Origin of the sequence: Lacinutrix iliipiscaria, assembly GCF_042686125.1 — a bacterium.
GTDB lineage: Bacteria > Bacteroidota > Bacteroidia > Flavobacteriales > Flavobacteriaceae > Oceanihabitans > Oceanihabitans iliipiscarium.
In genome coordinates, this window is record NZ_JBHUOV010000001.1 from 731,488 (window position 1) to 753,352 (window position 21,865).

At 33.4% G+C, this 21,865-nt stretch carries 17 protein-coding genes; 9 read left to right on the top strand and 8 right to left on the bottom strand.

Annotation, left to right across the window (positions count from 1 at the left end; all coding sequences use genetic code 11):
- Positions 1–459 precede the first annotated feature (459 nt).
- The 3 genes from porZ to ACFS5M_RS03270 are packed head-to-tail and all read left to right on the top strand — an operon-like array spanning position 460 to position 5,967.
- Positions 460–2,832, top strand: a complete 2,373-nt coding sequence (porZ, locus tag ACFS5M_RS03260) for a type IX secretion system anionic LPS delivery protein PorZ (RefSeq protein ID WP_183485691.1) — start codon at positions 460–462, stop codon at positions 2,830–2,832.
- Entirely contained in the window at positions 2,832–3,554 is a 723-nt protein-coding gene (recO, locus tag ACFS5M_RS03265; protein WP_183485695.1) for a DNA repair protein RecO, read from the top strand. The genes porZ and recO overlap by 1 nt, the downstream gene beginning before the upstream one ends.
- A 1-nt stretch (position 3,555) precedes the next feature.
- On the top strand, positions 3,556–5,967 hold the full coding sequence (locus ACFS5M_RS03270) for a TonB-dependent receptor (protein WP_183485698.1): 2,412 nt from the start codon (positions 3,556–3,558) through the stop codon (positions 5,965–5,967).
- Positions 5,968–6,129: 162 nt separating this feature from the next.
- On the opposite strand, the gene ACFS5M_RS03275 is transcribed toward ACFS5M_RS03270, so the two are convergent.
- A complete protein-coding gene (locus tag ACFS5M_RS03275; RefSeq protein ID WP_183485701.1) occupies positions 6,130–10,731 on the bottom strand; it encodes a T9SS type A sorting domain-containing protein in 4,602 nt (1,533 codons plus the stop codon).
- Positions 10,732–10,851: 120 nt separating this feature from the next.
- Between ACFS5M_RS03275 and ACFS5M_RS03280 the strand changes: the two genes are divergently transcribed.
- Positions 10,852–11,325, top strand: a complete 474-nt coding sequence (locus ACFS5M_RS03280; protein WP_183485704.1) for a regulatory protein RecX — start codon at positions 10,852–10,854, stop codon at positions 11,323–11,325.
- On the opposite strand, the gene ACFS5M_RS03285 is transcribed toward ACFS5M_RS03280, so the two are convergent.
- The 4 genes from ACFS5M_RS03285 to ACFS5M_RS03300 all read right to left on the bottom strand — a co-directional run bounded on the left by ACFS5M_RS03285 (position 11,315) and on the right by ACFS5M_RS03300 (position 15,248).
- On the bottom strand, positions 11,315–11,806 hold the full coding sequence (locus tag ACFS5M_RS03285; protein ID WP_183485707.1) for a DUF6646 family protein: 492 nt from the start codon (positions 11,804–11,806) through the stop codon (positions 11,315–11,317). The two genes, ACFS5M_RS03280 and ACFS5M_RS03285, sit on opposite strands and share 11 nt — an antisense overlap.
- A gap of 37 nt (positions 11,807–11,843) precedes the next feature.
- Complete coding sequence (locus ACFS5M_RS03290) at positions 11,844–12,707, bottom strand: cupin-like domain-containing protein (protein ID WP_183485710.1); 864 nt, start codon at positions 12,705–12,707, stop codon at positions 11,844–11,846.
- Positions 12,708–12,781: 74 nt separating this feature from the next.
- Positions 12,782–14,608: a TonB-dependent receptor gene (locus tag ACFS5M_RS03295; RefSeq protein ID WP_183485713.1), complete on the bottom strand. Its 1,827-nt coding sequence runs from the start codon at positions 14,606–14,608 to the stop codon at positions 12,782–12,784.
- 94 nt (positions 14,609–14,702) lie between these two features.
- Entirely contained in the window at positions 14,703–15,248 is a 546-nt protein-coding gene (locus ACFS5M_RS03300) for a hypothetical protein (protein WP_183485716.1), read from the bottom strand.
- Between the two features lie 106 nt (positions 15,249–15,354).
- Between ACFS5M_RS03300 and ACFS5M_RS03305 the strand changes: the two genes are divergently transcribed.
- The 5 genes from ACFS5M_RS03305 to ACFS5M_RS03325 all read left to right on the top strand — a co-directional run bounded on the left by ACFS5M_RS03305 (position 15,355) and on the right by ACFS5M_RS03325 (position 18,252).
- Complete coding sequence (locus tag ACFS5M_RS03305) at positions 15,355–15,591, top strand: DUF2975 domain-containing protein (protein ID WP_183485719.1); 237 nt, start codon at positions 15,355–15,357, stop codon at positions 15,589–15,591.
- Positions 15,592–15,593: 2 nt separating this feature from the next.
- A complete protein-coding gene (locus tag ACFS5M_RS03310; RefSeq protein ID WP_183485722.1) occupies positions 15,594–16,118 on the top strand; it encodes a DUF2975 domain-containing protein in 525 nt (174 codons plus the stop codon).
- A 2-nt stretch (positions 16,119–16,120) separates the two neighbouring features.
- Complete coding sequence (locus ACFS5M_RS03315; RefSeq protein WP_183485724.1) at positions 16,121–16,327, top strand: helix-turn-helix domain-containing protein; 207 nt, start codon at positions 16,121–16,123, stop codon at positions 16,325–16,327.
- 53 nt (positions 16,328–16,380) lie between these two features.
- The gene (locus ACFS5M_RS03320) at positions 16,381–17,637 is read left to right on the top strand and encodes a Y-family DNA polymerase (protein WP_183485727.1); all 1,257 of its coding nucleotides are present in this window, start codon (positions 16,381–16,383) and stop codon (positions 17,635–17,637) included.
- A 174-nt stretch (positions 17,638–17,811) separates the two neighbouring features.
- Positions 17,812–18,252: a LexA family protein gene (locus ACFS5M_RS03325; protein WP_183485730.1), complete on the top strand. Its 441-nt coding sequence runs from the start codon at positions 17,812–17,814 to the stop codon at positions 18,250–18,252.
- A 76-nt stretch (positions 18,253–18,328) separates the two neighbouring features.
- Here the strand turns inward: ACFS5M_RS03325 and ACFS5M_RS03330 are convergent, their stop codons facing one another.
- The 3 genes from ACFS5M_RS03330 to ACFS5M_RS03340 all read right to left on the bottom strand — a co-directional run bounded on the left by ACFS5M_RS03330 (position 18,329) and on the right by ACFS5M_RS03340 (position 21,862).
- The gene (locus ACFS5M_RS03330) at positions 18,329–18,622 is read right to left on the bottom strand and encodes a F0F1 ATP synthase subunit epsilon (protein WP_183485733.1); all 294 of its coding nucleotides are present in this window, start codon (positions 18,620–18,622) and stop codon (positions 18,329–18,331) included.
- A gap of 43 nt (positions 18,623–18,665) precedes the next feature.
- Positions 18,666–20,174, bottom strand: coding sequence for a F0F1 ATP synthase subunit beta (atpD, locus tag ACFS5M_RS03335; RefSeq protein ID WP_183485736.1), 1,509 nt, complete (start codon positions 20,172–20,174; stop codon positions 18,666–18,668).
- Positions 20,175–20,344: 170 nt separating this feature from the next.
- Positions 20,345–21,862, bottom strand: coding sequence for a G-D-S-L family lipolytic protein (locus ACFS5M_RS03340; protein WP_183485738.1), 1,518 nt, complete (start codon positions 21,860–21,862; stop codon positions 20,345–20,347).
- Between the last annotated feature and the right edge of the window lie 3 nt (positions 21,863–21,865).

The window sequence follows — 21,865 nt, forward strand, 5'->3', positions numbered from 1 at the left end:
AAAAGCTAATTCCTAATGGTAAAATTATGCTTGAAAAATATTGCGCACTAGCAGAACTAATATCGTAAGCTTCTAAAAGTTGGGATAAATTTGTAAAAATGAAGTTAGAGTATTTGAAATAAAATAGAATGCCTAAATTAAATAAAATTGAAAGCGTTAAGCCTAACTTTCGTTTCCCTTTAGAGATAATTATTCCTGCGAAAAAATCAACAAAAGCAGATAATAAAATTAAAATAACTAACTCTTTTTCTCCCCAAGTATAGAATCCTAAACTAAAAAGTAGCAGGACAAAATTCTTTAACTTTTTAGGAGATAAAAAATAAATTAGAAGAACCAGCGGAAGAAAAAGAAATAAAAAAAAAGGGCTACTAAAAAGCATTAATCTTCATTAAATATGGTTAAAGGTATAATAAAAAAACCTATTTTTGGTTATAATATTTTAGATTATAGAACTTAAAAATGAATTCATATAAATACGTTTACATTTTATTATTTTTTTTAAATTTTGGCAATTTGTTTTCTCAAGATTTTTCTAATGATTGGGAAGGCTATTTTTCATATTTAGATATTGCCGATATTTCTCAAAGTGAAGAAAAAATATATGCTGCAGCTGATAATGCTATTTTCACTTATGATATGAATACTAATGAAATTGAAAAAATTTCGACTATTAACGGACTTTCTGGAGAAACCATTTCTGCGATTCATTATAGTTCAAATAATGAATTATTGATTATAGGTTACCAAAATGGATTAATGGAAATTGTATTTGATGATGATGATGATGTGCTAACAATTATTGATATTTTTGAAAAACCTACCATATCTCCTGAAAACAAAATAATAAATCATTTTAATGAGTATAATGATGTCGTTTATATTTCTACCGATTATGGAATATCGGTTTATGATTTAAACAATCTAGAATTTGGAGACACTTATTTTATAGGTGATTTAGGGACTCAAATAAAAGTAAAAGGGACTACAATTTTTAATGAAGAACTTTACGCTGTAAGTTCCGATGCAGGTGTTAGAAAAGCGCTTGTCGCTAACCCAAATCTAATAGATTACCAACAATGGGAAACCATTAGTAATATAACTAATTGGAGTGGTATCGAATCTATAGAAAACAGATTATTTGCAATTAGATCTAATAGAAGACTGTATGAAATTGTTGATGATAGCTTTTCCGTTTTTCAAATTTATGATTTTCCTCCTGTTGATATTAGAAATGTCAATGATAAACTAATTGTTACTACAGAAAAAGAAGTGTTTATTTATAATAACACCTTGCTACAAATTTTTAATGCTACGGTTAATGAGGAATATGATCCTATTTTTACATCATGTACAGTAACACCTAGCGAAGACGTGTTTATTGGAACTACAGGAGAATTAGTTGATGGAAAACCAGGCTATGGTCTTTTAAAAACTTCATTTACAAACCCTTTAGAATATGACTCGATTCACCCAGAATCTCCATTATTAAACGAAGTGTTTTCAATAGAAGTCTATGCGAATCAAGTTTGGGTAGTTTATGGAGGACATTCTATTTCTTATGGGTTAACAGGCGCTAATAGGAAAACTGGAATTAGCCATTTTAAAGACGAGCAATGGATAAACACACCTTATGATACTATTGCGGCAACGATTACTAGACCTTGGAATTTGTCTGATGTATCAGTAAACCCTTTTAACCTAGATCAAACATTTGTGACATCTTTCTATTCAGGATTAATAGAAACCAATTTAGAACTTCCAGTTACAATCTATAACCAAGACAACAGTACAATTATACCTTTTGCTGGCTCATTTCACATAACACCGTTTAGTAAATATGATGAAGATGGAGCACTTTGGGTTTTAAATTCTCGGGTTACTTTAGCATTAAATAAATTTGATGACGGCGTTTGGACAGATTATGATTTGTCTGATGTTATAGATTCTCCAGGTGCAAGTTTCGGTTTTTCTGACATTGCATTTGCTCAGGATGGCACTATGTTTATTGGGTCTTACGCGCATGGTGTTATCGGAACATCAATAAGTGGAGGAACCATTAATGATATTAGAAGCCTCTATAGTGAAGAACAAAACATGCCAAATCAGTATGTTACTTCAATAGCAATGGATAATAGAAATCAACTTTGGATTGGAACATTTAAAGGATTAAGGGTCCTGTATAATACTTCGAATTTTTTTAGCGCACCATCTCTTAGTGCCAATGAAATTGTCATTTTAGAAGATGACGTTCCTAAAGAATTATTATCGCAACAAATAATCTCTGGTATAGCTGTAGATGGTTCTAATAATAAATGGATTGCAACCATAGGCGCTGGACTTTTTTACTTTTCCCCAGATGGTCAACAAACTATTTTTCATTTTACTAGTGATAACTCACCTTTACCTTCAAATAACATTATCGATATTGCCATAGAAGATTCCGACGGCACCTTATATATAGGTACAGATAAAGGGTTATTGTCATTTAACCCTGGAGGTTCTGCTCCAACCGATAGTCTAGAGGAAGCATATGTTTTTCCAAACCCTGTAAGACCTGAATTTAATATTGATCAAGACAAAGTTAAAATTAGAGGAATTGCTAAAAATGTAAATATTAAAATAACAGACATTGAAGGTAACCTTGTTGCAGAAGCTGAAACACGAACAAATACCAGATATAAAGGCTATAATTTAGAAATTGATGGTGGTACTGCCTTTTGGAATGGAAAAAATTTATCTAATAACATTGTGGCCTCTGGAGTTTATCTTGTTATGTTATCTGACCTTGAAACATTAGAAACTAAAGTTTTAAAAGTAATGGTAGTGAGATAATGATTTCAAAAACTAATGCTATTGTTTTATCAAGAATAAAGTATAGTGATAATGATTTAATAGTCAGATGTTATACAGAGCAATTAGGTGTAGTTAGTTTTTTATTAAAAGGAGTTTTAAAAAACAAAAAAGGGAAAGTAAAAACGGCTTACTTTCAAATGCTATCACAATTACAACTTGAAATTAACTACCAAGACAACCGCTCTTTACAATATATTAAAGACGTAAAGCCTCATCTCATTTATTCCAGTTTACACACAACGATTTATAAAAGTACGATAGCTATGTTTTTAGCAGAAGTACTATCTACTTCTCTTCAAGAGGAGGAAAAAAATGAACTACTTTACTCGTATTTAGAAACCACTTTTCAATGGCTAGATATGCATAATGAATATTCTAATTTTCATTTACTTTTCTTATTAAAATTAACAAAACATCTTGGGTTTTATCCAGAAATTAAAGACATAGATTTGTCTTTTTTTAATTTGAAAGATGGTAAGTTTGAAAAAACATATAGTGATTTATATAGTATTTCTGGTGAAAATTTAACACTACTAAAACAATTGTTAGGCACAACATTTGATGCTTTGCCTTTAATAAAAATAAATTCACGTCAAAGACAAGCTTTTTTAAATATGTTATTGCTTTATTTTGAATTACATTTGGGAAGTTTTAAAAAACCAAAATCACTTGAAGTTTTTAATCAAGTTTTTAACACCTAACATGAAGTATATTATTGTTATTCTTAGCTGTATTTTTGCTACTTCAATCGCTTCAGCACAAAAAATAAAAGTAATTAATCAAATTACTGGCGAAGCCATTCCTGGAGTTGCGGTATATAATGAAACTAAAACACTAAGCACAACGACGAATATAGAAGGCGAAGCAAATTTAGATAGCTTTGCACAAACCGAACGCATCTATTTTCAGCACATCACATTTAAATTAACTTCAAAGCTAAAGTCAAAAATAAAACCAGAAACATCAATATTACTCGTTCCAAAATCTCAAGGCTTAGATGAAGTTGTACTGTCTGCTTCAAGATTTGAACAAAGTAAAAGAGATATTCCTCAAAAAATTATAAACATTAAGGCCAAAGAAATTCAAATGGCCAACCCTCAAACTAGTGCAGATCTTTTAGAGCAAACAGGTCAGGTTTTTATCCAAAAAAGCCAATTAGGTGGTGGAAGTCCAATGATTAGAGGGTTTTCTACTAACAGATTATTAATTACTGTTGATGGCGTACGTATGAATAATGCTATTTTTAGAGGAGGGAATTTACAAAATGTCATCTCAATAGATCCTTTTTCAATTCAAAACACAGAGGTTACTCTTGGTGCAGGATCTGTTATTTACGGGAGTGATGCCATTGGAGGTGTTATGAGTTTTTACACTAAATCACCAAAACTGTCTTACTCAGATTCTATTCAATTTAATGCTAACGCGACGGTTAGATATGCAACTGCAAACCATGAAAAAACAGGGCATTTAGATTTTAATATAGGCCTAAAAAAGTGGGCTTTTTTTACAAATGCTAGCTATACTTCTTTCGATGATTTAAGAATGGGAAAGCATGGACCAGATGATTATTTAAGACCAGAATATGTGGTGACAACTAATGGAGAAGACCATATTGTACAAAACAGTAATCCGCGGATTCAAAAATTTACAGGCTATAATCAAATCAATTTTATGCAAAAAGTACGCTTTGAACCTTATGATAATTTAAGTTTTGATTTAGGATTATACTACTCTACGACTTCAGATTATCCAAGATATGATAGATTGATTAGATATCGTGGCGACCAACTGCGTTCAGCCGAGTGGTATTACGGTCCACAAAAATGGTTTATGTCTAATGTTGGATTAACAAAATTAAGCAGTAGTTCTAACTTGTATGATAAGATTAAATTTACGACAGCTTATCAAAACTTTAAAGAAAGCAGAGTAAACAGAAATTATCAATCAACTAGCCAAAGCCATAATGAAGAACAAGTCGATGCCTATTCTGCCAATGCCGATTTTGAAAAAAAATTAAATGCTAAAACCGAATTATTTTATGGCGCAGAATATATTTTTAATCAAGTATTTTCTAAAGCCTATTCTAAAGATATATTAACTCAGGAACGCGAAGCCATTGTAACGAGATATCCTAATAAAGCAACGTGGCAATCTGCAGCAGTATATACAAGTTTAAAATATAAACCAAATAGCAAGTTTGTATTGCAATCAGGACTACGTTATAACTATGTGTCTTATAAAGCAGATTTTAAAGCCAATAACGTTTTCTTAAATTTACCTTTCGATAATACTAAAAACAGCTCAGGTGCTTTAACAGGAACAGCTGGAATAAGTTGGTCGCCTAACAATACAATACAATGGAAACTAAATGGCTCTACAGCTTTTAGAGCTCCAAATATTGATGACATCGGAAAGGTTTTTGATAGCGAACCTGGCGCTGTTGTAGTGCCTAACGAAAACCTTAAACCTGAATATGCTTATGGTGGCGAACTAGGTTTAAAACTTAATTTTTCTGATGTTATAATTTTAGATCTAGGTACTTATTACACATATTTAGATAACGCCTTAGTAAGAAGAAATTATACGATTAATGGTGAAAGTGAAATTATGTACGATGGAGAGCTAAGCCAAGTGCAAGCAATTCAAAATGCATCTAAAGCATGGATTTATGGTTTTGAAGCTGGTGTAAAAATTAATTTTTCTGAAAAACTCAAACTTACATCTCAGTATAATATTATAGGAGGAACAGAAGACGATAATGGAGTTGAAGTACCAGTAAGACATATAGCGCCAAACTTTGGAAACACACACCTTATATGGTCATCTCACAATTTAACTCTAGATGCTTTTGCAGTCTATAATAACGAATTATCCTTTTTAGATTTAGCACCTTCAGAAGCTGAAAAAGATTATATATATGCTTTAGATGGTAACGGAAATCCTTATTCGCCATCATGGTACACTTTAAATATTAGAGCCCAATTACAGCTCCTAAAAAAAACGGTTTTATCTCTTAATATAGAGAATATTACAGACCAGCGCTATAAAACATATTCTTCAGGTATAGCATCACCAGGACGCAATTTTATAGTGTCTTTAAGCCATAGTTTGTAAAAGTAGGGCGTTCCCAAGACCAGTCTTGGTCAGGCTATTCGTTATATCTTTTATGTAAACTTCGTGCCTCAGCTTCCATAAAAGGATGCCACTGCTATCCTTAACGCAAATAAAAAGCCTTCTTTTTAAGAAGGCTTTTTATTATAAGGTAAATTCATATATTTAGTTTCGCTTAACGGCTTTCTTGGTCACCACCACATCATTCGATAAGGTGACTTGAGCAATATAAGTCGCCTGACTTAAATGTGATAAATTATAAACTTCAGTGTTGCTATGACCTTCTAGGTCATAGAGTAATCGACCAAGTGTATCGTACAATTTCACATTTTTAATCTCTAAGTTATTTGATACAGAAAACTTTACACGACCATCTTGTAATTCTATAATCGTTAAAGCGTTATTAAGTTCATATTCATCAACAGATAACGATTGAGTCGTAAATACAAGCTCAAAACGATCATTTATAACACCAGCTTCAGCAGAAAAACTATATGGCGAAGCGGTTAAGTTATGTGTAAAACCTAAGGCATTATCTTTTAAGTAAATGTCTTGGTTTTCAGTTTCAAATAAACCATCAATTGCTCCAATAGCAATATGGTAGCTCCCACTCTCAACTAATTGTACACCTAAAGGAATAATATCAGTTTGTAAAAATGGTAAAGCCCTTCCTTGAATAGTAAACCCTAAGCCATCTATTGTAGAATAAAATCCTTGACTATTTTGAACATCAGCGATAGCATCATAGAGTCTATCTCTACCCATAGTTGCGTTTTCAGCATATCCAACTAAAATTCTATTTGTCCCTTGACTTTCAGAAATTAAATCTAACCATATTCTGTGTCGTTCTCCAATAAAGCCAGTTCGCTCAGTTGTAGATTTTTTTGAAGCTATTTTATAAAATTGTGAATTATCGTAGTTAGGGCCAATACCTCTCATACTATTGTTAAATTCTACAGTATAAGAATTGGCAGCATAATTACCTGCAGTTTCAGCAACATTAACCATAAAACTTTGACCTGCGCCTATAGACACATCTCCTATGCCACTAGACATTCCCATACCATTATATGCTATGTAGTCTGCGGCAGTATAATTTGAATAGAAATCATCATAAAAAGGATCTCCGATGCCTGTATTAGGTAAAGTACCATGTGTCCATAAATTCACGAAACCATCTAAGTTAGAATTTGTAGGGTCATTTAAAAAAGTATAGGCGTCAATGGCTGAAGGATATGGATTTCCTAATAAATTCCAGTTATCGTCAATACCTAAGAGACTTCCTCGAGAAACCGTTCGGGTAACAACACCATTAAATGGTACGCCACCATTAAAAGTTGCTGTATGGTTGTTATGTATGGTTGTACTCATTCCATTAGGCCCTCTTAAAATATAACCAACTCCAGCCAACATAGTTTCACCATTTGCAGGAACCCAATTTCCTTGACCACCAGCTGGATTAGCAATCGTTGGATTCCACCTAAAAATTAAATTTGTTGGAGTACTAGGCGAAATATTATTAACCGTATAATTTGAAATAGGAGATGACCAATACACATAATCTTGTCTTCTAATAGATGCAATACGCTCCATGCTAATATTTCCAATATTAGTACCAGAATCATCACCTTGTACTAATGAACCATTATTGTTAATATTGAAATCCCCATAATTAGTAACATCAAAATTTACATAAACATAACCTCCGTCTGCGACGGTAAGAGTTCTACCACCATTTATTGTAAGGTTTCCATTTAAGTATAAGTCATTTGATATATTCGTATCAAAATCATTATTTAAAATAACATTATAAAATTCTTCAGGTATTGCAGGTATTGGTATTCCACCAGTAATTATTTGGTCAGTAGTTCCTGTAAATTCAACAGTACCATTTCCCTCATCAAATCCTGAAGCACCAACATTATTTGTCCAGTTTCCATAAAGGAAAATTTTATCATCAGCATTAGCTGTGTTCATATCAAGAAACCCTTCGTTAACACCAACAGGGTCATCAATTAGTAAATCACCATGAACTTCTAATATATTGCTGGTTGCACTATTTACTATCTCAACTTTCTCACCTTCAATAGTTAAATTATGTGCTCTAGCTACACTACCGTAATTACTCGCAAAAGGATTTGTAGCGTCAATTATAGCACCGTGGTCAAAGCTATTATCAGATACGATAACATCAACAGTTTCGTCCGGAACTTCTAAAGTATCCCAGTTACTACAGTTAAACCAGTTTTCATCAGCATTACCTGTCCATTTCCCATCAATATAAGTGTTTGTTGCTATGGTTAAAGCTGGGCAAGTTACATTTCCTTTATAGTCATAGCCTCCTGCAACATAAGCAGCACTACTTGTATAAGTATCCCAATTAGCTGTAGTATTTATTAAAGATATCCAATCTAATCTGGCATTGGTTATTGATGAAAAATCAACAACATCGGGATCATTAAATTTCACATAACCAGGACCAGTTGGAGCCACCGTATTAAAACACTCTAAGCCAGGGTAAATCGTTGATCTTGTTGTGCTACCAGTAGGACCTCCAGGAGCTGCATCCCAGCCACTTTCTGTCCAACCATAAAGTACATTTCCTCCAGTATAAGTACTATGTTGTGCTGTGTCATTAGACCAAATACCACCTTGCATAATCCAAACATCATCATTAGCATTTAAATTAAAACCACCAACACTAGCACCGCTTACAGCATCTTTAGTCCAATTAGTATCAATCCCGCCGCAAGTGTAAACATCAAAATGGCTACCATTAGTAACATTTGCAGTCGTGGATTCAATAACGATTATTGTTCCAGCATCTAAGTCAGGACCATTTCGTGTTATGGATATCACACCTTCTGTACCTCCCCATTCACCAGCATACCTTCTTTCGTAACCATTATCTGTAAGATAAATACGTGTACCTGCCGTAATGTCTCTAAAAATAACAAAGGCTATTTGATCTCGACCACTACCTAAATTAGTATTAACAGCAAGAATAGCGAGATCTCCTGGGTCTAAAACAGTTACAGGTGTTATATCAAAAGGAGTACTGATTTGAGAGGTAATTCCAAATCCTGCGGATGCAGTAAGTGTAAAGCCAGTACCAATAGCAGTATGAACAATAATGTTGGTAAACGTTGCAACACCAGCTACTGCATTAACAGTAGGCGTACCAGTCATTGTTCCTGTACTTGTTAAAGTAACAGGACCTGTAAAATTTGTATTTGGATTACCACAAATATCAGCTACAGTTACAATAACATCAGTCATAGTTGAGTTTAAACCAGTATTAGATGGTTGAACAGTAAACACTAACTCAGTTGCAAGAACGTCAATTACATTCTGTCCATTTGTTGAAAATTGAGTAGCAAACGAACTTTTGCCTGAGCCAGCACCTGAAAAGTTAACATTGGCATTAGTGATACCGAAAACAAAGTCCTCACCATCAAAGGCGTCAGGACCAAGAGGGCATTTAAGTGATAATCTTAAAGAAAATGTCCTTTGTGTATCATCACCTACAGTTACATCAGCTCCACTCAATCCAGAAAATTGTATTTGGGATGCCGAAACCACACCAGTTGCTATCCAAGTTGAACCATTAAATAGATCAACACTTTCTATAGCATCAGACCAAGTGGTAACTTGATTACCTGTATACTGGGTAATTGTTAAATCTGTTAATATGGTTGGTAAAATATCTGCATCATTAAGGCCAGCTCCTCCGTCACGGACTCTAAATTGCCAGACTTGTACACCTTCGGTAGAAGTCAATGGACTTGTGTCATTTGAAAGGCTACTAATAAGGGCTGATTCTGAACCAGGAACACTAACTATATCAGAAGCTCCACTTCCGCCAGCGGTAACATTTCCTGTGACAGCCACATTTTGAGTCGTAGCACCTCCACCAGCATTAGTTATATTAGAAGGACCATATGTTCCAATGGGTAGACCAGCATTTAATCGCACAAAGACATCTGAAGCAGCAAGACTACCTCCTGTATAGGCGTAAGTTAGAGAATTAGTATAAGTTCCCCCTAGAGTTTTAGAAATTGAGAAGTTTGCTGGCGCAGTGACTGTAATGTTTCCGGCTGCTGGGGTAAGATCGGTAGCGCTTAAAGAATAAGATTGAGCTGCTGAAGGTCCTCCAGGAAATACATAATCTAATCCAGTTATAGATGTAGGGCTAGCAGTTATTGTAGGTGTGGGTGAACTTGATATTCCTTCTATTTCAAAATCATCCCAACCCGCATAATCACTACCTCCATCTTGAAATCCTATCATCCTTAAGGATACACTTGTTGTACCAATAGGTGCATTAATTGTCACCGTAGTCCAAGCCCCTGTATTTTTAAGTAAGTCTACAGGAGCTCCAAAAGCTCCGCCATTATAAGCAATTTGATACCTTAAATAATCTGGGCCATCAAAACCAATAGTATAATATCTAAAAGATGTCGTTACATTTGTATATCCACTAACATTTACATTATTAAGTGTAAGTGTATGATCAAAACTACCACCGCCATTAGGATTGTTTAAATCTCTTATGGCCCAAAAATCACCACTAGTACCTGTAGGCGCATTATTAGTAGATCTAATTGCCCAATAGTCACTGCTAATATTATAAGTCGCAGGGCTAATTGCATAGCCCCAAGTAGGAGTAGCCCCATCAAAATCTTGAACAGCTATAGTGGTTTGTGCAAACCCAAAAGCAATAGCGCTTAAAAAAGCTATTAATAAGAGGGAGAATTTCTTAATCATAGTAAAAACATTATTTTTGCTATTTAGAGCATACAAATATAAATTAAACCCTTTATAAATCAGTATTTTAAAGTTATTGTTTTATTAACAAAATGTTACTTTTTCCATATTAAAAACTCAATGAATCCGCAAAAAACATATTCTATCGATGAAGCGCAGGAAAAATTAGAATTTTATTGTAGTTATCAAGAACGTTGCCATAAAGAAGTCGTTGAAAAGTTAAAGGACATGAGAATGATACCTGAAGCTATTGATGTAATTGTTGTTTATTTAATACAAAATAATTTTTTGAATGAAGAGCGCTTTGCAAAAGCATTTGTGAGAGGGAAGTTTAGAATAAAGAAGTGGGGGAAGTATAAATTGACTTTAGAATTAAAGAAAAAAAATATTAGTAAAATAATTATTAATCTTGCTCTTTTGGAAATTCAAGAAGCTGAATATTTAGAGACGTTTCATGCTTTAGCCGAAAAAAAGGCTGAAACTTTAAAAATGTCTAATCTTACTGTGAAAAAGAAGAAGTTAGCAGATTATTTATTATATAGAGGGTGGGAAAGTCACTTAGTTTACGACAAAGTCAATGCGCTTATAAATTAAAGACTAAGCCAGCGTTTATAGAAAATTGATTGTGTATTTTATCAGTATAGCTTAAATCATCAGTTTTATACTTTGCTAAAGGAATATTAATTTCTGAGAAAACCCCAAATCCATCTGAAAAAAAGTAGCGCGCTCCTAAATGGGTTCCAAAATTTTTCAGACCAAGATTTAACCCAGGATATACATCAAAATTATTATCAATATTAATCACATTTCCAATATTTGCATTAATTCTGGCTTTAACATCTAAGCGTTTAGCAAAAGCTTTATCAATAGAGCCATCAATTCCTAAAGCATAAGTAGAAGAAACTCCTGCAGAAATGTTTTCACCTAAACCATAGTCGAAGCTAGCAAATATGCTAGTAGCATTGTCTTGGAAATTCGCACCAACTTGTACTTTTTTATCGCCTTTACCAGTATAAGATTGCGCTTGTATTAGAGTGATGCTACATAAGGCTAAAAGTGTGAATATATTTTTCATTTCGTTTGGGTTAAAAATTATAAAATGTGACGCAAAATTAGCTATTTTTTTTGTGAGTTCTTACTATTGCTTGTTGGTTTTTCCAATCGATCCAGCGTTGGCCTTTTAGTTTGCGCATTAAGTTATCAAAATGACGGATAAAAGTAATATTATATACTGCTTTTCCTAAATTTATTGGGTTTTTAGCTACTGCTCGTAAACTCATAGAAAACCCTGGACTTATATATTTCATATAATGCCAATAACCTTCTGGCATGAATAAAACTTCACCATGATTTAATTCTGTATAGTAACCTTTTGCATGTTTTAATGCAGGCCATTTTTGCAAATCGGGATTGGAAAAATCAATATCTTCTCTAGTAATTAATGAATGAGGAATTTTATATAAATATTTTGTTTGCTTTTGGTCAAAGAGAATACACTTCTTTTTACCTTCAAAATGAAAATGAAAAATATTTGCATAATCGATATCATAATGCATAAAGGTATGAGCGTCCTTTCCTCCAAAAAATAGCATGGGCAAACTTTTTAAGATGCGTAAGCCAATATTGGGATAATTAAAATCGTCTTGAAGTTGTGGCACTTCTTTTAAAATATTCCAAAGAAAAATGCGATATTTTGTTGATTCCCTTTTGAGTAAATCTATATAATCACTCATTTTCATTGTAGTATGAGGTTCGTTAAAACCATCTTTATAATCTACAGGTCTGTCATCATATAAAGGGACAATTTTGTCTCCAGCAACCTGTTTCATATAGTCTAAACTCCATTTTGAATACGCAGGCCAATCTTCAATAAAATGCTCGATTACCACAGGTTTTTGTGGTTTTAAGTAGTGGGTTATAAAATCCTCTTTTGTTATCGTTTTAACACGAGGAATTTGTTGAAGATTTAGTTTCAATTTTAAAGCTTTAAAGACTACAAGTTAATAAAACAACTCTAAAGGAGGATTGTTATTTTAACGAAGTAACAACTTTATTTTAATTTATACTTTAGTCCAAATAACAAATTGCCTTTAGGCATTGGAACGAGATTTGTTTCAGAATATTCTGTATTGAAAATATTATTAGCTACAATTGAAATTTCAAAAGCATTCAAGTCATAATTTACTCCAGCATCAACAACAGAGTAACTGTCTCCCGAAGTTCTTTCTGCATATTTATAGACAAGATTTAAAAACAGTTCTTTTGTTGCCTGTCCGTGCCAACCTAAAGTTGCTTGATGCTTTAATGAATTAATAGAGTATCTTGAAAAATTACTTGAAACGGCCTTTAAATCATCTTCTAAAAAGGTGTATCCTGTTTTTAGGTTTTGTGTTAAGTTTCCAGTTTTTAAATTATATGATGCATTAAGCTCAATTCCTTTTGTGTTTAAATCTCTTATATTGGTTGCTTGCCATAAATCGTCTTCATTTTCTTTAACAAAATCAATAAGTTTTTTAGAATCTCTATTAAAAATCGCTGCAGTTATATTAAAGTTTCCAGAATGAAACTTTAGCCCTAACTCTTCAGAAATGGCTTCTTCAGGATCTAAATTTTCGTTTCCTAACGTTGTTGGATCACTATAAAACAAATCTGTATATGTTGGTATTCTATAGGTGTAACCAATATTTCCATAAAGTTTTAAATTTTCATTTAACTTATAACCTAAATCTAAACCAGGAAAGGCATGGAATTTAAAATCCGAAAAATAATTCATAGCCACTCCAGGAGTTATATCTAACTTGTCGTTTACTAATTTAAATCGATGTTCTAAAAATATAGTGGTCATAAATCGGTTTCTAGCACCTAAATTATTACTTGATAAGTAAACTTTTGCAACATCAACACCAAAACCAGTAATACCTAAGGAAGATTTATAAGAAGTGTTAAGTTCTATGCCTATTTTATTCGTTTGGTGTAGATTTCTATAAATAGAAGGGTTGTGTCTAACAAACACATACATGTCTTGATTTCGTCTCCAGTACAGTCTTGGCTTAAATGTGAATTTGCCGTTTTTAAATTCTGAAGACACACCAACTAAACTAGATTGTGTTTCTTCATATTGATGAATAGCTGAAGGACTTGCATAAAATCCATTGGCTCCAAATTTGCGTTCAGTAAAAAAGCCAATTATTTGTATTGGTGTTTTACTTTTATTAAGTGTTCCTTTTAAAAAATAGTTCTGGTTTATATAATCTGTATTGTATCGATATCCATCTGAAGTATTTACAGAGGCATGGGCAATTATTGAGGCGCTTTTAAAATCTTTACCTAAAGTTCCCGTGACATTTTGTTGGTTGTAAGACCCTAATTGATAGCCTAAAGACGTTACTTTTTCTGCATCATTTTTAGTGACAATATTTACTGCGCCTGTAAAAGCGTTTTGGCCAAAAACACGAGCGGCTGGACCTTTTATTATTTCTATTCGTTCAATAACTTCAATAGGCAAAGCCATATTCATAGTATGATGACCTGTTTGAGCGTCTTCTACTTTTATACCATCAATTAATAATAAAGTTTGGTCAAAACCACCACCACGAATGTATAAATCGGCTTGCATTCCTGAGGTTCCTCGACGTCTAATATCTACGCCTGCAACTTGTTGTAGTAAATCTGCAACATTTGTTGTCGCACTATTTTTAATATCAGTTTGAGATATTACTGTTATGGTTCTTGAATTTTCTGAGAATGGTAAATCTATTCTTGTAGATGAAATAATTACAGAATCTAACTGTTGTTCTTTTTCTAATTCTTGCGAAAATAATGTATAACTAGCTGTACTTAAAGCTAATAAAAATAAGACTGTTTTTTTAGTACTCATACCTTTGTTTTAAAGGGGCAAAAGTAGGTATTTTCCTTTAGAAAGTATGTTATTTCAATTCTAGTTTTATTGTTTTTTAAAGCCTTATTTTAATTTATGTATAGGCTTTAGCATTTTGTTTTAAAGCTTCTTTATCTATCCACTTATAATCATTAGGAATAGTTGCATCTAATAAGTCAATATTCAATTCTTCCGACAAGTCATAGCCAACCTCAAGTGCACTCTTAAAATTGTTTTCAGAGTACAATTCAAAATGCTTATTACCATTATACCAAAGGTTAACTTCAAAAACATAAGCGCCATTAGTTAGTGGTTGATGAAAAATAGAAACATATTCGTAATTTTTGATGGTTTTCCAGCGACCAACTTTTATAGGGCCAACCTCTCTGGTTGACCGAAATTTAGAGGTCTTTAAATTGACATATATCCTTTTTTGGGAACTAAAACCAATGCCAATTCCAATCAAGTAAATAATAACCTCTGTTAGAGTCCCAATTTTTTTGAAACTATTTAAATTGAAATAATTATATAAAACAGATGAACTTATAATAGCTATAACTGCCGTAAAACATAAAGCCGCAATGATTAATTGCCAGAAAGGTTTTTTTGCACCTGCTATAATAATATTGCTGTCGTCCACGAGTCAAATATAAACATAACTGTTATAATACTTTTTGAAATTATTTAAAAAAATTATTGTTTTTCGATAATTATTGTATATTTGTTATCGTTAAACAATAATAATAATGAAAACTAAACTTGCTACATTTAGAATTTTACTCATCATTTTTGTGGTACTATATATTTTCGCATTGTTGTTTTATGTGCTTACAGCATTTACAGGAGAGCATATTGTTGAAAGCATGTTATTACCATTCTTTTATCATTTTATGGTTTTAATTGTTGGTCTTGGCATCTTGGTTATTGAAGAACTTCAAAAACGCGCTTTACACATTAAAACCGAAAACGAACTCACTATATAATTATGAAAGATAACACCACACTTCTAACCTTTATCACTTGGGGAATTTTATTATCTTCAGTTTCGGTATTGCTAAATGATATTCGTGAATTTGATTTTAATCAATTTGAAAGTTTTCAAAATTGGGCAAAATCTGCCAATAAGGATACGCCTTGGTTTTCCTCACAAAATGCAATACAATGGAGTTACTATGCCATTAGTGCAGCTCTGTTCTTTTGGAGAGCTTATCTTATTTTTGGCTTTTCTTATTTCTTGCCGATTTTAAAAGAGATTGAAAATAAAAACTACTTTAGCGATAACAATATCAAGTACTTTAAAAAAATTGGAAACATATTTATTCAATACACAATTAGCGTATTAATTTTAAGATTTCTTCTTGCAGCGATAGGAGCATCTACTTTTAACTTTTTGAATGAACTCAAAGCTGAATTCACATTTTTAATTCCAGCAGGATTAGCGTTTTATATTATTGCTGAAATCTTTAAACGCGGAAAACAAGCCGAAGAAGAAAACGAATTAACCATATAATTATGCCAATAGTTGTAAATCTAGATGTTGTGCTTGCCAAACGTCAAATGAAAAGTAAAGACTTGGCAGAAATTATTGGTATCACAACGGCAAACCTTTCTATCTTAAAATCGGGCAAAGCAAAAGCCATACGATTCTCAACACTTGAGGCAATTTGTAAAGCTCTAGAGTGTCAGCCTAGCGATATTCTAGAGTATGTTGAAGATTAATTTTAACAAACATAGATTAAAAATTTAAAGCACTTTTCTTGTATCTTTAAACCATGTTTGCACTAGTTGATTGTAATAATTTTTATGCGTCTTGTGAACGTGTTTTTAATCCTCATTTAGAAAGAAAGCCAGTTGCTATTTTAAGCAATAATGATGGTTGTGTTATTTCTATGAGCGACGAAGCGAAAGCTTTAAAACTTCCTTTTGGCGCGCCAATTTTTAAATGGGAAAGCTTCTGTAAAGCAAATAGTATTCATGTGCTTTCTTCAAATTATTCCTTGTATGGCGACATGAGTTCTCGGGTAATGAATATCCTAAAACAATTTACTCCAGATGTTGAGGTGTATAGCATAGACGAATCGTTTTTAGAATTTAAAGGCTTTGAACAGTATGATTTAAACAACTACGGACTTCAAATTCGACAACGTATTTTAAAATGGACAGGCATTCCAACCTGTGTAGGTATTGCACCAACAAAAGCACTAAGTAAAGTCGCTAATAAAATTGCTAGAAAATTTCCTAACGAAACCCAAGGCGCTTATATTATAGATTCTGATGAGAAACGTATTAAAGCCCTAAAATGGATTAAGCTAGAAGATGTTTGGGGCATTGGTCGAGGCCTAAGTAAACGCTTAAAAGCTAAAGGCTGTAAAACCGCTTACGATTTTACTCAATTGCCTGATGCTTGGGTTTTAAAAAATTTTTCAGTAACCGAAGCCAGATTAAAACGCGACTTAGAAGGTGTGCCTACTTTGCAATTAGAAGAACAAAAAACAAAGAAAGCCATCGCAACCACACGAAGTTTTGAATATACATTTTCAGATTTAAATAATATCAAAGAACGCATCTCTACCTTTGCGACAAGCTGTGCCGAAAAATTACGAAAACAAGGATCTAGCTGTCATGTAATTATTGTCATATTAAGTAGCGACAGACATAAAAAAGATTTAGAACAACATCGAGGAAGCACCATGGTAAGCTTACCATTTCCTACCAATTCGTCATTAATTATTAGTAGTGAAGCTGTAAAAGCGGTCACCTCTATTTTTAAAAAAGGCATTAAATATAAGCGCGCAGGTGTTATCGTTTCTGGATTAGTGCCTATAGACAATCATCAGTTGCACTTGTTTGAGCACGAAAATCCGAAACATAAATATTTAATGCATGCCATAGACGATGTCAATACGAAGTATGGTGATTATAAAATAAAACTAGGCAATCAAGATTTAAAACGTACCTGGAAAATGCGTCAAGAACGTTTGTCGCCAAAATACACCACTAACATTAACGATATTATAAAAGTCAAATAATCATCATCATTTGGGCGTTACCTAAAGGTCGCGCTTTCCGCTATATCTTTTTTTGCTGACATTCCTGCTAACGCAAGAATCCAAAAAAAAGGATGCCACTGCAATCGCTAACGCTTAAAAAGTTTCAAAAGAAACTTTTTAATTACGTATATTTAAAACATAAAACAAAACCCAATGCTACTACACGAATCAAAGACACTTACTTTTTTTACTCCAGAAGTTATTGAAAACACTGGCGCAATATTTTTTGACACAGGCATTTCCGCAGGATTCCCTTCTCCAGCCGAAGACTTTAAAGAGCAACGCATAAGTCTTGATCGCGAATTGATTAAAAATAAAGAAGCTACTTTTTTTGCTAAAGTTAGCGGACAATCTATGATTGGTGCAGGTTTAGACGATAATGATTTATTGGTAATAGATAGAAGCTTAGAGCCAACACATAATAAAATTGCCGTTTGTTTTTTAGATGGCGAATTTACAGTAAAGCGTTTAAAAGTAGATGCAGACGGACTTTGGTTGCAGCCAGAAAATCCAAATTACCCTATTATACGAATCACAGAAGAAAATGATTTTGTCATTTGGGGCATTGTGACCAACGTGATTAAAAAAGTTTAAAAAAGTAAAACCTGATATAAAACAAAAAACGCTTCAGAATCACTGAAGCGTTTTTTTATATAATTTATTGTTGTCGTTAGTCTGCTAAAACAATGACCTTATTATCTTTCATTTCAATCGTACCAGATTTAATCTTTAACGTTAAAACTTTATCATCATCATTATGCGGAACCACCTCAGCATGTAACTCATCAAATACTAAATGACTTTGCGTATGTATATGAATTTTTACAGTGCCTTCTTTTAAAAGTGAGACAATAGGAGCGTGGTCTTTTAACATCTCAAACTCTCCATTAACTCCAGGAACAACAACAGAGTCTACATCTGAACTAAATAAGGTTGCTTCTGGTGATACAATTTCTAAATACATGGTTTTAATGCTTTAGGCTTTAAGCTTTAGGCTTTAAGCTCGTTTATGCGTCTGCTAACATTTTCTCTCCAGCTTCAATAGCTTCTTCAATCGTTCCTTTAAGGTTAAAGGCTGCTTCTGGTAAGTGGTCTAATTCACCATCCATAATCATATTAAATCCTTTAATAGTTTCCTTAATATCAACTAATACACCTGGAATACCTGTAAATTGCTCAGCAACATGGAAAGGTTGTGATAAGAAACGTTGTACACGTCTTGCTCTACCTACAGCCATTTTATCTTCTTCAGATAATTCTTCCATACCTAAAATAGCAATAATATCTTGTAATTCTTTATAGCGTTGTAATAACTCTTTTACACGTTGTGCACAGTCATAATGTTCAGCACCTAAAATATCAGCAGTTAAAATTCTTGATGTAGAATCTAAAGGATCCACAGCAGGATAAATACCTAACTCAGCAATTTTACGAGACAATACTGTTGTTGCATCTAAGTGAGCAAACGTTGTTGCTGGCGCTGGATCTGTTAAATCATCTGCAGGTACGTAAACCGCCTGTACAGATGTAATAGATCCTCTTTTTGTTGATGTAATACGCTCTTGCATCGCACCCATTTCTGTTGCTAATGTAGGTTGGTAACCTACGGCAGAAGGCATACGACCAAGTAAGGCAGATACCTCAGAACCAGCTTGTGTAAAACGGAAAATGTTATCAACGAAGAAAAGTACATCTTTTCCTTGTCCTTCACCAGCACCATCACGGAAATATTCTGCAATAGTTAATCCTGAAAGTGCTACACGAGCACGAGCTCCAGGAGGCTCATTCATTTGTCCGAATACGAAAGTGGCTTTAGATTCTTTCATTCCAGATTTATCAACTTTAGATAAATCCCAACCACCTTCTTCCATAGAATGCATAAAGTCATCACCATAACGAATAATTCCTGACTCTAACATTTCACGAAGTAAATCATTTCCTTCACGAGTTCTTTCACCTACTCCAGCGAATACCGAAAGTCCACCATGTCCTTTTGCAATATTGTTAATCAACTCTTGAATTAATACAGTTTTACCTACACCAGCACCTCCAAATAATCCAATTTTACCTCCTTTTGCATAAGGCTCAATTAAATCGATGACTTTAATACCAGTAAATAAAACTTCAGTAGATGTTGATAAATCTTCAAATTTTGGTGCTTGTCTGTGAATAGGTAAACCCGCTTCACCAGCTTTAGGTAAGTCTCCAAGACCATCAATAGCATCACCAATAACATTAAAAAGACGACCATATACGTCATCACCTATTGGCATTTGTATTGGAGCTCCAGTGGCATGTACCTCTGTTCCTCTACTTAAACCATCAGACGAGTCCATTGCAATAGTACGTACAGTATCTTCACCAATGTGAGATTGTACTTCAAGTACTAAAATTGAACCATCAGGGTTCTTAATTTCTAATGAATCATAAATCTTTGGAAGTTCAGTACCAGCACCGAATTCAACATCGATTACTGGACCTACTATTTGTGCAACTTTACCTGTAACTTTTGACATTACTTTTATATTTAATGTTTTGCTATACTATTTATACGAAATAACAGCTGTTTTTTCGCGCTGCAAATATAGGAGATTTAATTTGAAAATTATAGCAAATTTCACAGCTTTTTTATGCATAAAAAAACGCCTCCAATTTGAAGACGTTTTTAGTATAGATTTTAAGTTGTTTATTGAAGTGTTGGTGAGTAGTTGGTTGGATAATCTCCAGCATCTACTAAACTACCAGAAGCTTCAAAATTTGAGCCATAAGTAGCGTCAATAGCTTTCATTATTTCATTAGCCATAACTGCATAACCTCTAGATGTTAAATGCACACCATCTAAGCTTACTAAGCCTCCAGTAACTAAATCTGTTGTTAGTATAAAGTTTCCTGAAGCAATTCCACTAGTTGATGCTTGCTCTAAAATAGATTTAAAATCTACTAAAGCTAAACCATAAGTATCTCTAGCATTATTAATTGCAGCATTGTAAGCGTCAGTTGCTGTTAGCACTGCTTGAACCTCTGTACTAGTTAGAACCCAATTATCAGCTAAAGGAATAGCCACACCATTTACAGTAAGTGGGTTTCCAGGTACAGCTTCTGTACCAATAAAACTTGATGCAAGTAAAACGATTAAATCATCACTAGTTGCTTGTCTCATACTAACAAGAGCAGGATCATAAACTGTTAAATCAGAAAGGTCTTCATCCATAATAACGACAGCGTTACCTTCGCCTGCTTCAAAATTTATCATTCTACTATCAGCTTCTTCCTGAGTCATCATAACTGGAGGAACTCCAACAAGAGCTTGCACTGTTGCATTATAAGTTGCATAAGCACTATTAACAGCACCAGCAGTAGCAGCGTCTAAAGGAATTGGATTATATGGTACGGTTGTAAAATATGGTAAACTTGTAACATAAGGAACGTTTGCTATAACGCCTTGAGCATTATTTGCGGTTAGTTGAGCAACGATACCATCAAATACTTGTCCAAAAACGGTTGGATCTGTAATATCAAATGAACCATATAGCGCTGGATTAAAATTACCTGTTTGGTCAACACCAATTCCACCAGAGGTTGCATAACTTAAAACATCATTACCTCCAATTTCAGATAAAGTAAAAAATGTTGGGTTTTGGTCAGCAGCATCTCCAAGCATTGTTGCAGTAGCTGAGCTTGCCATTCGTCCAAAATAAGGGTTTAAACTTCCATAACCAGGAAGTGTTAAATGGAAACTTTTAGCACCTGGAACACCAACGTTGTTAAATGTGCTCATTAAATTTACAGAAGCATCAGTAGTTGGTGGAGGTACAGGAGCCCCTAAATCAGCTAAAAACTCATTTAACCTTTCAGGTCCTGATCCATTAAAAATTAATCTATATTCTGCAACAGGAGCAGCGCCAAAAAGCATTGCACCAGTATTATCATTCATAAGGGGTTGACTAAATGTGCCACCACCAATATTAGCAAATTGATTCGATAGTATATTAGGAAAAGAATTCTCTTGTCCTGCTATAAATAAAGCACCATCTGAATACCCAGCAGTAAAAGAAGCTCCTAATGCAACATAATTGGAAAAGGTCGCAGAACCTGCTGTTAAAGGAGGTAATACTTCTTCAGTTGAACTTGATGAGTCATCATCACTATTACACGCTGTAAAGCTTAATGCTACAGCGAGTAACCATATATATTTTGTTTTCATGTT